Below are 14252 nucleotides of genomic sequence, written 5' to 3'. Positions count from 1 at the left end.
AGCGACCCTGGCCCAGGCCTGGCCCGCGGCAACGCGGCGTTCGATGCACCTACGCCAGGCAGCCGTGATGCCTCGGTGACGCACCGGTGACGAGTCCTCCTGACACTCGGCACGACGCACTCCTCGGCCGGTGATGAGCCAGGTGCACCGGCGCGGCTCCCGGCCGGGCGCGGGGAGCGGGGGCGGGGGCATGGGCATGGACGTACGCGACGAGGGGCAGGAGCTGCTCGCCCTGGCCGACCTGCAGACCCAGGCCATGTCGGCGTTCATGGCGGCGCTGTCGGCCGCCCACGCCGACCAGGACGCTGCGTACGAGCACTACTTCGACCTGGCGCGGCGCTGGCTGGCCGGCACCGAGGAGTTCACCGCCCGGTGGGGTGGCCCGCTTGATCCCGGCACCGTCGCCCAGACCCTGGTCCAGCAGCTCAACATCCGCGCCGACTATGCGGAGGCGGACGGGGACGCCGCCCGCGCGCGGGCCCGCCGGGAGGAGGCCGACGCGCTCACCGCCCGCTACCTCGGTCCCGTCGCGACCGCGTACGTCCGCCGTGGGCAGGTCGGCCGACTGGCCGCCCAGGGCCGGTTCAACGAGGCCCTGACCGTCCTTTACGAAGTTCGTGCCACGCTCACCAATGCGGGCGAGGCCCTCGGGGCGATGCAGTGCGTCCTGGAGCTGGCCAACCTCTACGAGTGGCTGTGCGACTTTGAGCGCGCGTTGGCCGCATTGGCCTCGGTGCGTGAGGAGTCCCGGCCGTTGCTCGCCGAGGGGCCGCCGACGGCGCTGGACGTCCTGCTCGCCGTCGGCCGGCAGCTGGAAAGTATCGCCGCCGGGATGCCCGACCGGCGGGGAGAGGACCTGCTCGCCCTCCGGCGCATTGCGTACGAACTCGTCCAGACCGAGGGCCGGATCCGGCGCCGCCTCGGCGAACACGACCGCGCCCGGCAGCTCCTCCTGCACGTCCGGGACTTTGCCGCCGAGATGGGCATCACCGCGGCGATAGACTTCCACCTCGCCGTCATCGACATCGCACAGGGACGGCTGGCCGACGCCGAGGGAACCCTGCAGCGGATCGAGCCGGAGTTGCGCGGCCTCCTGGCGCCGCGCCGTCCCGCGCTGCAACTCGCCCGGGCTGATCTCGAGCTCGCCCGTCGGGAAGCCCGCGCTGGGCTAGGCGCCACGGAGGAGGGCCTCCGCGGCCTGCTGACCAACCCGGACGACGACCTGGCCTGGAAGCTGCAGCAACGGCGCGGGCGGGCGCTCGCCGCGCTCGACCAGCCGGACGACGCTCTGCGCGCGTACCTCGACGGCGCCGGAGCGGCGGACCGACTGCGCAGGGCCCCGCTCGGCTACCGACTCGACTCCACCTTCGTGCGGGACAAGCGGGAGATGTTCGACGAGGCCATCGACCTGGCCGCACGGCGTGGCGACGCGGGAGCCGCCGCCCGGCTCATCGAGCTGGTCAAGGCCCGCGCCCTCTCGGCTGTCCTCAGCATCCCGGTCGACCGGCGCCGCCCGCGGTCGCCGGACGAGCGGCGCTTCCACACCGTGACCGCCCGCCTCGACGCCTTGGAGTACGCCCAGTACTCCGGCCAGGGCTCGGCCGCCGCGACGGCTGAGCGCAAGGCGCTGCTCGCGGAGCGGGAGCAGCTCCTCGAGCGGATCCGCATCGCCGATCCGCGGTGGAGGGCGATGTCCGAGCCGGCACAGGTGAACCTCGCGGACACGCTGCGGCTGCTCGCCGAGGGTGACCGCGCGGCTCTGACTCTGTTCTTCCGTCCGGGCGGCGTCGTCTCGGTGCTGCTCGCCGGGGGATCCGCGCGGGTCGGGTGCCGCGAGGTTGACGCGGGAACCCAGGCGGCCCTGGCGGCATACGTCGAGAACCTGCGCCGCTGGAAGCCCGAGCCTGAGGCGTTCGACGCGTCGGCGGAGTTCGGCCTGACCCTGGAATCGCTGGTACCCGCCGACCTGGCGGAGGCCGCATTGGCCGCGCGCACGCTACTCGTGGTCCCCCACGGCCCGCTGCACGTGCTGCCATGGAGCGGACTGACCGCCGCCGGTCGCCGTCTGGTCGAACACACGACCGTTGGCGTGTTGCCCAACCTCTCCTGCTTGGCCCTGCTCGACGGCCCCTTCCCCACCACGCCGCGGGCCGCCCTGCTCGGCGCTCCCGATTACCGGGACATTGAGGGGCGTTACCCGCAGCTGCCCGGTGGGGAGGCCCACGTGGAGGAACTCGCAGCCGTCTACGGTATGAACCTGCTGGCTCCGCCGGTCATCGGCCCAGCACTCACCGAGGCCGCGTTCCAGGAGCTCGCGCGCCGACCCGACGGCGGCGACGCCGTGCTGCACGTGACCTGCCACGGCTCGCTCGAGGCCCAGGTGCCGCTGTCCTCCGGCCTGCTGCTCACCGGAGCCAAGGTCGACGCCGGTGAAGTGGCGCAGGAACGGCTGGCCTACCCGGAGGTCTTCCTCTGCGCCTGCAGCGCCGGGTGGCGGCCGCAGCGGGTCGGCTCGCTGGACCTCGCCGGGGATGACGCCCTCGGCCTCACCGCGTCCTTTCTGGAAGCCGGCGCCCGGTTCGTTCTCGTCAGCATCCCGAAGGCAGCGGTCACCGCGACCTTCGCCTACGCCCGGCGCTGGCACGAGCTGCGCCGCGGCGGGCACTCGCCGCTCCACGCCGCGCGGACCACCCTGCTGGAGATGGTCGGCTCCGACCCGCAGCAAGCCTGGAGCTGGGTCGGGATGACTCCCTACGGCTGCCGTTGACCGCCCCCACCCGGAAGGACTGGCGCATGTACCTCCCCGGCGACATCGTCGTGGTGCTCCCCGGCATCACCGGCAGCGTGCTGCAGAAGGACGGGCGGGACGTGTTCGCCCTCAGCCTCGGCGCGGGCCTGCGCGGGCTGCTCTCCCGCGGCGGCAGCGTCCGGGCGCTGCGGCTGGCCGAGGACCCGGTCGACCGCGACGAGTTGGATGATGGCGTCCGCGCCGTGCGGGTGGCCCGGGACACCCACCTGCTGCCCGGCCTGTGGAAGATCGACGGCTACAGCAGGCTCACCGACCTGCTGGTCGGCCGGCTGCGCCTGCAGGGCGAGGTCGATGTGCGGGAGTTCCCTTACGACTGGCGCCGAGACAACCGCGTCGCCGCTCGCCGGCTGCAGCAGCGGGCGGCCGAGTGGCTCATTGAGCGCCGCCGGGAGCACCCGGACGCGAGGCTGGTCCTGGTCGCCCACTCGATGGGCGGGCTGGTCTCGCGCTACTACCTCGAGGTGCTCGGCGGCTGGCGGGACACTCGTGCGCTGATCACCTTCGGGACACCGTTTCGCGGGTCGCTCAACGCGCTGGACTTCCTCGCCCACGGCTTTCGCAAGCTGGGCGGCCTGGTGGACCTGACCGAGACGCTGCGGTCGATGACTTCCGTGTACCAGCTCCTGCCGATCTACCCCTGCCTGGATGAGGGCGACGGCGAGCTGCGCCGGCTGACCGAGCTGACCGCGCCAGTGCCGGGGCTGGACCCGGACCAGGTGCGCAGGGCCCGCGCCTTCCACCGGGAAATAGAGGAGGCCGTTACCCGGAACCGGGACGATGACGAGTACCGCTGCGACGGGTACCGGTTGGCCCGGGTCATCGGCGCCGAGCATCCGACCGGGCAGTCCGCCCGCCGCCGCGGGGACAGCCTGGAGCTGCTCCGGACCTACCGCGGCGAGGAGTTGCTGGGCGACGGCACCGTTCCGCGGGTCTCGGCCTCACCCCAGGAGCTCGACAGCGACGAGGGCGCCGTCTTCTCCGGCACGCGCCACGCCTCGCTGCAGAACGCCGACGCCGTGCTAACCCAGCTGCGCGGCTGGTTCACCGGGCGCAAGCTCGACGGGTTCCTCGCCGGCGCCCCGGTCACCGTCTCGGTCGACCTTGAGGACGCCTACCTTCCCGACGAGCCGTTGGTTGTACGGGTGCGCCCGGCCGAGCCCGGCACCGACCTGCAGGTCACCCTGAATCGGCTGCCCACCGACCGAGCTGCGGCCCCGCATGAGGTGACCGTGAACGCCGAGACGGTCGAGGACTGGACCGATGTGACGCTGCCGCCGCAGGAGCCCGGCTGCTACCGGATCACGGTAGGCGGGGGAGCGGAGGTAGAACCGGTCCAGGACGTCGTCCTCGTCTCGGGCGGCGCCGCGGCTATGTCCGACCGGGTGGCGCCGACGTAACGACCTCGTGCATGGTCAGCGGCGGGCGGTCGCCGACCTTCTCGGGCGGGTTCGGTTACCGGGCCGTGCCGGCCGGTAGCGCCTTCGGTGAGCGATCGAGCCAGTCGGGGAGGTCGCTTCTGGCCGGAGATCAGTCCTGTGACCGCGGGGAGCATCGTGTCGTGGTGGTCTTGTCAGCCAGGGTGTCGAGACAGAGCCCGCCAATTCTTCGATGGGCTGAGATGCCCGCCGCTACGGCGAGTACCGCGATCCTGCCCACCGCCGATACTCAATCGAGGTCGGGGAGCGGATGCGCGACGCCACGCAGGCGAACTCGGAGCCCACGCCCAGCTACACCACTTTTGGAGACGTCACCGTGAGTGCCGACCGAAGAGCTGGTCATTGATTGCCAGCTACAGAAACCAATCGCCGTCGTGCTCCCCGTGCCCGAGGCCAAGGGGCAGGGACAGCCGGAAGGCAACAAGGTCCGCGTCAAGAACGCAGGAACCGTCACCGCCACCGTGTCGGCGTCAGTTGCTCGTGCAAGTAGCGGGCAGGTCGACACTGGGAGCCACGGCCATCGCAGCCGTCTCCTTGACTTGAGCTGGAAAGTCGAGCCGGAAAACCACGTGGTAGCCGTCTGCCAGTCCACACCGGCACCCTCACCGGCTGCAGCGCACCACTCTGCGAGGCGCCACTGGACGCGCAAGAGCTATCACGACGCCGTGTGATGAACGCCAGCCAAGGGACCGGCCTTCCGGCGGGGGATCACAGGTCCTCGCGCTGGATAAACTTGAGTGCCTCCCGCTCCGCCACGACGCGGACGTCGTGCGGGAGGAAGTCCTTCATCTGCTCGAGGTGATGGCGGACGACATCCTCCGCGCTTCGGCCCGGCAGGTCCGAAGCCTTCAGGTTCCTGATCCTCCGGTGCTCCTCGGGCCTGAGCGCAACGGCCGGGTTGTCGGCCAATAGGGGGTCGTGCCGCGTCACGCCGCGAGTCTTTCGTACGTAGAGGTTTTGCAGGATCTCGTCACTGTCCAGGCCGTCGTCCGTTCGGCCGTACTCGCCGCGAGCCGTCAAGGACCTGTACCCGCCAATGTCGTACTCCCTTGCACGACTGAGCCGGTCGGCGATGACAGGGTCGGCGGAGAACTCCTCGACGTCGATAAGGCCCGCGAAGGAGGCCGGGTCCTCCTCAACCGCGTCCTTCTGCCACCGGTCCTCAACCGACCCGAGGGCGTCACCGGTGCGTCCACTCTCTGCGGCACAGGGATGGCCAGCCGCCTCTCGGATCTGAGACTCGTCGAATGCCCGCTTGAGTCGGGCCCAAAATCCATAGACCGGATCATTCCAGTATCGCCAATCCGCGAGGTTGTCGCGTGCTATGTCCTCAGCGTGTCGATCCACGGCGGAGTTGTCAGCCGGTGCCACATCGAGCTGAACGATGTCGTCATGACGCAGGGATGACTGACTCATCGGGTAGATGCCTGAGGTCAAGTGTACGCTGCCCCGTGAAGCGTCGAGGCCGTCGTTCCTGACTCGTTCAGCGTCCCAAGGAGTACGTATAGAACCGTCGGGACCGGGGTCCATCCGTGCCGTGTCGTTGCCTTCGGCACTCCACGTATCCAGATCTACCGGCCGAGCAAAATCCGTCGCGGCTTCGTTCCGCGGCATGGGATCGAATCCAGGTGTAAGGGGCCCGCCGGCGTCGGGCTCTACGGGAGTGCCACTGGGCAGGTCAGGGGCCACGAGGTCGTCATGGCCGTCGGGTAGCGCATCGGTCGATCCGCTGTATGACGTGGGATCGTGGAACGTGCCTGCTTGGCTCCAAGCCGGCCCGTCGCTCATGGTCATCTCTCGGGCCGACTCCTGCTGCCTGAGGACTTGTTCCTCGTGGGCGCGGCGCAATTGGCTATAGACACCCCACGTCGGATCGTTCCAATAACGCGAGAGCTCCCTATTAGCAGCATTCATATCGTCCTGGTGTCGTCGCTGTGCCTCATCCCACGCCCGCCGGTCCTGTTCGTAACGCCACGAATCACTCATGTCCTATCCCCTACTGGCGCCTACGACGGAAGTGTGAATGTTTCCTCAGATGCGCCCCAGGTTCTGAGCCCACATCTGGTTAGTGCGCATGCGCTCCTGATCCATTTGGCGCATCATGGCGCGTTGCTGAGCCAACACCTCGGCGGTGTGCCGGTCCTCGCTGGGTGCGGGGGCTCTACCCCGGACCGTCGCGGTCGCTCTCCGCTGCACCTTCCCAGCCTGCGACCTGGCCACCTGCGCTTCCTTGCGGGCACGTTCGGCTAGATCGGCTTTCCCGTCATGGGCTGCATTGACCGCGACGGCATCGAAGACCGTGGCTGCCTTGCGGAAGTTGCCTGCAGCCTCCTCCGTCCGGCCCTCTCGCTCCGCGAAGACGCCCAGGCGGAACAGGCTCGCCCCTAGCGCAGCTGTAGCCCTGGACGGATCCCGTTCGACGGTGGGGAAGGTCGCGCCCACTGCCGTGTAGAGGGCCTGCGCCGTGGGCACGTCCCCATCACTTTCAGCCGCTCGGGCGCAGCGGTACTGCTCGGCGAGATTCGTAGCGGACAGTGTGGTGGTGCCCGAACGGCCCACGGCTTGCGTCGCCGCGGGGAGGGTTCCTACCGGTCCTTCGGTCACCGTCCCGACCTTGCCCGCTCCTCTGTTGCGCAGCCAGGCAGCGGCAACGCCTGCAGCCGCGACGGCCGCAAGCTTCCAGAGGCTGCCCCCGTTGTCCCCGTCGGGAGTACTCGCCGCCGACACGGCCGTGGAGATGGACCCACCGTCCGCCTCGCGTTGCTCGAGCTCCTGCATCGGCAGCCACTCGACCATCACGTCTTCGCCGGTTCGTGTGAGCTTCACCGGCAGGGGTCCCCCCGTGCTGCTCTGGGGGACGACGCCTCGGCCCTGGGGAAGCTGGTTCAAGCTCCAGGTGGAGAATCCTTCCGTGGCATCGTGGAGTAGGCGTACTTCTCCTCCGCCAGATGTCGACAGCTGCACGGAGAAGCCACCGTCCGGGTGGGAATGGACATTGCCTGCCCGGAGGACGAAACGTGACTTTCGGTGCAGTCTGTCCTCGACCGTGGGCATTGAGTCGGCCCCATCCTGTCTGCGGACGGTCATGCGGACTCCGTCCCAGCGGGCGACGAGCGGCACAGGACCTCCCTGCTTGTCCTGGAGGCGCACCCACGTATCAGCTGGGAACTGGGACAGCGGTAGGTGGATGTTCGGACCGGATCCCTTGGGAATGCCTCCTCGGCGATCGGTCACGACCAGTTCACCCAGGGACAATTGGACATCGAACTCACCGAGGTTCTCGACGTGCCACTGCTCGTGCAGTTGCACTTCCTTGGGATTGGTTTCATGTGCAGGCATGGCCTGTTCCTCTCGTCGTCGTACCGCTGCTCTCGGATGACTCTCGATTTGCCGTCCCGGTGGGTCACCGGTACATCGCTGTGACGATCAAGCCCAATATCCTGGGGCGAACGGGGAGGGCAGGATGACCGAGCCCAAGACGTGGTTGTCCGTTCCTGCGGAGAGGGCCGAGAGGAAGGGGTCGACCACGCCTGGAGCAGTTGCCTCGGTGAGGTCGTTCACCGTGTCGCCTTGTCCCTCCACGGCCGGCAGGGTCACCGTGTCGGCATCGAGATCAAAATCCTCCACACCTGAGGCGAGTTGACCGAGCAGGTCCTGCACGGACTGCAGGAGATCGACCAGGGTGCTGTCCATGAAGTCATCCATCGGACTGTTCCTCTCATTCCGGCGATGTGGTGGCCGAGCGTCGATCCGAGATGGCGCGTAGTGCGCTTCGGGTCTTGTTGGCCTGACGCTCGAACACCGACCTGCAGATCTGTTCGGCGCTGCGGTGGAAGCCCTGGTAGTGATCGATGTCTTCGGGGTTCACGCGCTCGAACAGCTCTGCGTAGCGATCGAGTCGCTCGCGGACGGTGTTCTTCACGTCTTCCAGATGCACGAGTTCGGCGAGCACCCGCCAACCGAGGGAGCACCCTGTTTCGATCGCCATCTCCGCGGCCCGTCTGGCAGATGCGTACTGGCCGTTGAGGAGATGAGCCCTCCCGAGGGTGAACAAGGCTTCGCCGAAGGCCCGACTCGACGAGCCCTGCACGGCCATCCTGCCGGTGACGAGCGCCGTCTCGGGCATCTTTCCCGCCAGGTACACCCGCGTGAGGGCGTGCAGGGCTCGGCCGTCGCGCGGTTCGGTCCTGAGACGTCCCAGCCCCAGGGCGAACGCGTTCCGCATGGTGAGCTCCACAGGGCCGAATTCGGCTGCGTCCTGACCCGACGCTGCTCGGAAGAGCTCCCTCCTCACCAGCACCCCGGGTGACACCGCTGTCCGGATGGCCACGTACGCCGTGGCGTCCTGCTTGTGGGCGAGCAACGCCTCGCCCAGCCACACGTGAACCATCGGGTCGTGAGGGTCGGCCGCCACGCGCTCGCTCAAGGTGGTGATGCCGTTCTTCTCGTCGAGGAGGTCCGACACAAGGGACAGGACGGGCACCTCACGGCCGAACTTGCTGGCGGTCCGGACGCGTGCCGCGACGAAGCTGCCCAGTTCAGTACTCGCACACTGCGTGGCGAAGCTCTTCCGCTTGTCCTCCAACGCGGCAGCGACTGTCTGACGCCCCTGGACGACCCTCGCCTCGGTCCGGGCGACCAGGTCTGGATTCACCGTGCGGGCTCGTGCTCGCAGGTTCTCAGCGGTCAGGCGAGCCTGTCTGGTCGCTTCCTTGGACAATCCCCTGAGCCGAGGGACGTACGCCATCTCGCTTCCTCTCACTTGTGGGTCAGCTGGTGCTCAGCCACCAGCTGCGCAACCTGGTCCTGGGTGAGCTGCTGTCCTCCGGCGGCGACCTGCGCGTCGGCGACGCGCTCGAGGAGCCCGGAGAGCGAGGAGACGTAGACGCCTGCGGCGCCCCGGGCGTAGTCGACGAGGAAGCTCCGGTGCATCTCCCACGCAACGGTGCGCAGATGCATCGCGACGTCGGCGGACACCCTGTCCGCCATCTTCGTCGGGAAGGCCCGGTACTCGTGCACGAGCACAGCCCCGACGACGGCCACCATCACGGGCCCCAGCACCAGGTGTCCGCCCGCAAGGCCGGCGATCTTGGCGATGCCCGACTTCACCGCTGCGGTGGCCACGGCGTGCTTGCCCGCCGCGGAGGCGGTTCCGTGCACCCCACTGGCGACGGCGGCGTTGAGGACCGACTGCCCGACAGCGGCCTTGGCCGGAGCCAGCACCAAGGAACTCGCCGCCGCGGTCGCCGCGATCCTCCCGGTCACCGCCGAGAACGCGCCTGGCCGCGCGGAGCCGCTCATCCCCCCAAGGGGGGTCACGGTCCCTCGAAGCTCGTGCACCCGGTCCATGACCACAGCGAGCACCGCGGAGTCGTCGCGCAGCCGTTGGGCGATGGCGTCGCTCAGGCTCCGGATTGCCTCGGGGGACTCGTAGAACTCGATGACGGCTTCACGCATGGCGTCGTCCGTGATGTTCTCGGCCGCGCAGGAGATCGCTCCGCCGGTGCCCTTGCGGTCCCGCACGAAGGTCAGCAGCGTCTTGGCGTACTCCACGTTGGCACCGGGCTCGAGCACCGTGACCTGACCGTCCGGTCGGGCGACGGACAGGGTCAACAGCTCACTGGTGTCCCGGCTGGCGATGGCGGCCCGGACCTTCTGCCTCGCCACCTCGACGAGGTCGTCACTGCGCCGGTCCATCGCGCTGATCAGTGGCTCGAGGTCGAGGCCCCCGACGATCCCGGCGATGAGGTCGTTGTCCACGAGACACATGTCCTTCGCTCGAGGGTCGCTGCCGGACCCCGGGTGTGGCGCGAGCGGCTGACGGGATCGCTCCAGCGGTGGTAGTCGGGTGACGAACCACTCACTTCCGGTCCCGTCGCTCACGTCCGTCCGACGCCAGCGACGCTAGGGGGAGGACGGGGCGGGATCTATCGGGTGAACCCCTAGCAATCGGTACCCCAGGGGCCCTGGCGTCGTCGGCCGGTGTCGAACGACAGCTCGCCCTGGACATCGTCGATGACACGACACACTGGGCGACACGCCGATCCGGCCCGAGCTGAGGGCGCAAGAGCTCTCAACGCCATGGTGCCCCCGGCCGCCATGGGCAACACTGGGCCGGTGCCGTGCTGGGGCGCCGGCCCAGCGCCGAAGGTGGTGACTCGGTGGCAGCGGAGCCCCCTCCCGGACACCGACGTCCCGGGCCGACCGGCCTGATCGGGCGATCATCGGTCCAGGCTGCACTGACGAGTGCACTGGACACAGCGCTCAGGGGCCACGCCTCCACCTACCGCATCGAGGGCGAGGCCGGCGCTGGCAAGACGATGCTGATCGAGTGGCTGCTCGAGGAGGCGGCTCGGCGATCGTTCCGTCCGGTCGCCGTCCGGCCGGTCGAGGGCGAGGCCGACCTACCACTCGCGGCGATGATCGACGTCATCCGGCCGCTCGCCGCCTGGCTGCCCGCTCTGCCCGAGGAGCACCGTGAGGTCCTCACGGCCGCCGGCGGGGGGGCCGGTTCGGCCTCGACCGACCGCCTGTTGCTCGCTGCTGCGACCCTGGCGCTGCTGGCGGCCGCGGCGGAGGAGGCACCGCTGCTCCTCGTCGTCGACGACGCACACTGGCTCGATCCCGAGTCGGGGCAGGCATTGAGCTTCGCCGCGCGTCGACTGTGGGCCGACAGGGTGGCAGTCGTCATCGCACAGCGGCCAACGGAAGATGACCGGATCTGCGGCCCGTGGACGGAGCTGCGGCTCGACGGCCTGACCGAAGCCGAGGTGGCTGAGCTGCTGGAGGCGGTGGCCGGAGGACGCCCGGCGACCGCGGTCGTCAGCCGCATCACCGAGGAGACCCGCGGCAACCCCCTCGCCGTGAGCCATCTCGCCCACCGACTGCCGCGGGAGTCGATCGTCGGCGACGCGCCGCTCCCGTTGACCCTGCCGATGCAGGAGGTGGCGCGCCGCACGTTCTCCCGGCTGGTCCTCGCCCTGCCGGAGCGGACACGCGCTGCCCTGGCCATCGTCGCGGCTGCCGGCTCCGCCGCGGCTCAGCTCACGCGCGCCGCGCTGCCTGAACTCGGATTGAGCATGGCCGACCTGCTCCCGGCCGAGGACGCCGGACTCCTCGTCAGCGCGACAGGGCAGCTGCACTTCGCCCATCCGCTCTACCGGGCGACCGCTCTTGAGGTCGTAGGGCCCGCTGGTGTCCGCAGGGCACATGCCGCGCTCGCCGTGGCCGCGCGAGGGCACGACCTCCAGCGGCACGCCTGGCACCGTGGGCTGTCCGTGGTGGGTACAGACGAGGACGCAGCCGCGTCCTTGCAGCGAGCAGCTGACGCGGCGGAACAACGGGTCGGAGCCGCCGCGAGCGTCGGTATGCGGAGGTTGGCCCTCTCCCTCAGCCCAGCGGGGTTGCAGTACGACCGCCGGGAACTCGCCCTCGCGTGCGCACTGAGCGCTGCGGGACACCACAACGAGGCCCGCAGTCACCTGCAGGGCCTCCTCACCCGTGACGGTGTCCCGCCGGACATCTACGCCGACGCCTCCTGCTACATGGCCCGACTCATGTTGTGGGACACGCCATTGGATCGACAGCCGGTCGCAGCGCACATCCCCGATGACCTCCCGCCCAGGCACAGGGCGGCCATTTTGGCCGTCGCCGCGTTGAGGGCCCGTAATATGGCGGAGTTCCGACGTTGGGCCGACCTGTCGCGGGCGGCCCACACTCAGATGACAGCGCTGCTCCGGGAGTGCCGGCCGGGTGCCGCTGTCGACGATGACGTTGCCGAGACGCTGTTCCTGTTGCCCACGCTGAGTCTGGTCGCAGAGGTCGATCTCGTCGGCGGCGCGCATCACTCCCCGGCGATCGACGAGCTCATCGCCCGGGTACGGCGGCTGCTCACCGCGTCACGCGGCACGGAGGTCGAGGCCTCCGCGGTCAGGCGAGGTCTGGTGGACATGCTCGACGATCTGGTCGGCTCACCCGCACAGACGCTGACCTGGACCTCCGCCCTCGACCTCGCCGACGAGCTGTTGACCCTGTGGCTCTCCGCAGCGCGGGCGCGACCATCGAGCGTCGCCTATCTGATGCTGGCCAGGACCGAGCTCGCGGGATGGACAGCCAAACTCCTGGTCGGCCTCACAGCTGCTGACCGAGGCATCGAGGTGTCGCGCGAGGTTGGCAGTCATGCCCTCGCAGGCTGGACCCACGCATACGCGTCCCGCCTCTGTGCCGCTCTAGGCGATGAGCGAGGCTGTCTCGAGCGCGTCGCAGCTGCCACGGAACTCGGAGCCATGCTCAACGAGCCGGGTCCGAGCGCTTGGGGAACCCACGCCCACGCACAGCTGCTCCTCGGTACGGGGCGCGCCGAGGACGCGGTCAGAGTCCTCGCCCCTGTCGCGGAGTTCGCGTCGTCCCTCTCCTTTCGCGGTGTGCGCTCCTTCCCCTGGCAACCCGACTACATCGAGGCCCTCGCCCGCAGCGGTCATACCGACCAAGCCGACGTCGTGCTGCGCGAGTGGCTCGCCAACGTCCCGGACGAACCCGACGACTGGCACCGAGCGGTCATCGCACGTTGCAAGGTCCTCGTACACGGGGAGGACCATGTCGACGAACTGGTGAGCGCCCTCCACGGCGGCGCCCTTCGACTGACCCCGATCGAGGAGGCGCGAGCTCAACTCGTCGCCGGCACCGCCCTACGCCGCCGACGCCGACCGGCGGCAGCGCGAGCCATGACAGAGACAGCCGCCACCACCTTTTCCCGGGTCGGTGCTCTGGGGTGGCGCGCCATGGCGGAGGACCAGCTGACCGACTGCCGGTGCTCCGGCACTGATCCTGATCATGACCTGGGGCTGTCCCCACAGGAGATGCGAGTCGCGCTGGAGATCGCCAGCGGACTGACCACGCGAGAGGCGGCCACACGACTGTTCTGCAGCTCAAAGACGGTCGAGTACCACCTCACACGGGTCTACGCCAAACTCGGCGTCCGCTCGAGAGCTGCCCTCGCGAGCCGGCTCGCCTCCGCGGTGGGGCCGCCTGCCCCCGTCGGCAAGAGATCGGTCCAGGGCTGACCCGAACGCGCGACACCAAGCGCCCGCAGCGGGACTGGCGTCGACGTCCGGCCCGCTAGCGATGCGTCTGCGCCCCGCGGCCAGCCGGTAGCGAGACCGTGGGTCGGAGGAACGCGGCTGACACAGTAGAACACAGTGCCAGTCGTCATCTCACACCCCAGGGGCGCCGATCGGTACTCGACGGACCCCGATTGCTAGGGGTTCACCCGATAGCTGTGACTCGCTCTTCCTCCTAGCGTCGTGCCTGTGAAAGCCATCCCAGCGGCCCTCCTCCCCGGGATCCGCTCCGCGCGGCGCGCTTCCGGGCTAAGCCGTCCTCCGTCCGCGCAGCCCGGGACGAAGCCGCGACGCCGACCGGCTCGCCCAGCCTGGGCCCGGGCCGGAGCCACACCCGTCACCACACCCGACGTCGATGCCGTAGGCGCTGAGGACACAACGACCCCCGAGGAGTCATTGCCCCACGTCAGCCGGCCTCCCGCATACACCGAGGTCGCGTCACGCTCGAACTGACGACTTGGAGGACTTCACATGTTCGGCAGAGGAAAGCAGCAGCACCGAGGTGCTTCAGCCCCCATCATTGCTGGCCCTTCGCTAACTCCAGACCCCTATGGGTCGTTCAAGATTGGAAGTTCGAGCACATGGCACCCGGCGTACCACTCTTGGTATGTCGTCTATCTTCATGACAAGCGTTCGATCTACGTCGCCGTACCACACCTCTCCGGCGGCGACACCTTTCGCGTTGATGATCTGCCTCACGATACATGGGTACAACTGAAAGACCGAACCGGACGTCAAATCCCTCTCAATGTGTACGTCGACTACAGTGGCCTCACAGGACGCTGGCTTCCCTAGCCCCTCAGCTCGATGAATCACGCAGCGATAAGGCGTCGCGTGAAGTCGAGCCCGCCCGACATGTCCGAGTCGCGGAGTCAGTGCACCACCAAA

8 protein-coding genes are annotated in these 14252 nt (G+C 69.1%); 3 read left to right on the top strand and 5 right to left on the bottom strand.

The window, feature by feature from the left end:
* Positions 1-196: 196 nt before the first annotated feature.
* Positions 197-2767 (top strand): CHAT domain-containing protein, encoded by a 2571-nt coding sequence (locus ACI79G_RS16000; protein ID WP_456882103.1) that lies wholly within the window; start codon positions 197-199, stop codon positions 2765-2767.
* Between the two features lie 26 nt (positions 2768-2793).
* Positions 2794-4206, top strand: coding sequence for a lipase/acyltransferase domain-containing protein (locus ACI79G_RS15995; protein ID WP_456882102.1), 1413 nt, complete (start codon positions 2794-2796; stop codon positions 4204-4206).
* A 747-nt stretch (positions 4207-4953) separates the two neighbouring features.
* Here the strand turns inward: ACI79G_RS15995 and ACI79G_RS15990 are convergent.
* The 5 genes from ACI79G_RS15990 to ACI79G_RS15970 form a co-directional block, all read right to left on the bottom strand.
* Positions 4954-6039, bottom strand: a complete 1086-nt coding sequence (locus ACI79G_RS15990; RefSeq protein ID WP_456882101.1) for a hypothetical protein — start codon at positions 6037-6039, stop codon at positions 4954-4956.
* Between the two features lie 237 nt (positions 6040-6276).
* Entirely contained in the window at positions 6277-7584 is a 1308-nt protein-coding gene (locus ACI79G_RS15985; protein WP_456882100.1) for a tetratricopeptide repeat protein, read from the bottom strand.
* Positions 7585-7671: 87 nt separating this feature from the next.
* Complete coding sequence (locus tag ACI79G_RS15980; protein WP_456882099.1) at positions 7672-7950, bottom strand: hypothetical protein; 279 nt, start codon at positions 7948-7950, stop codon at positions 7672-7674.
* A gap of 13 nt (positions 7951-7963) precedes the next feature.
* Positions 7964-8992, bottom strand: coding sequence for a hypothetical protein (locus tag ACI79G_RS15975; protein WP_456882098.1), 1029 nt, complete (start codon positions 8990-8992; stop codon positions 7964-7966).
* Between the two features lie 11 nt (positions 8993-9003).
* Positions 9004-10005 (bottom strand): hypothetical protein, encoded by a 1002-nt coding sequence (locus ACI79G_RS15970; protein WP_456882097.1) that lies wholly within the window; start codon positions 10003-10005, stop codon positions 9004-9006.
* A 401-nt stretch (positions 10006-10406) separates the two neighbouring features.
* Here ACI79G_RS15970 and ACI79G_RS15965 point away from each other — a divergent pair, with 401 nt between their 5' ends.
* Entirely contained in the window at positions 10407-13307 is a 2901-nt protein-coding gene (locus ACI79G_RS15965; protein WP_456882096.1) for a BREX system ATP-binding domain-containing protein, read from the top strand.
* Positions 13308-14252 lie beyond the last annotated feature (945 nt).

It is taken from the genome of Geodermatophilus sp. SYSU D00779 (genome assembly GCF_054050595.1).
Note: the sequence above shows the minus strand (reverse complement) of the source record. Positions and strands in the feature narration are given on the sequence as shown.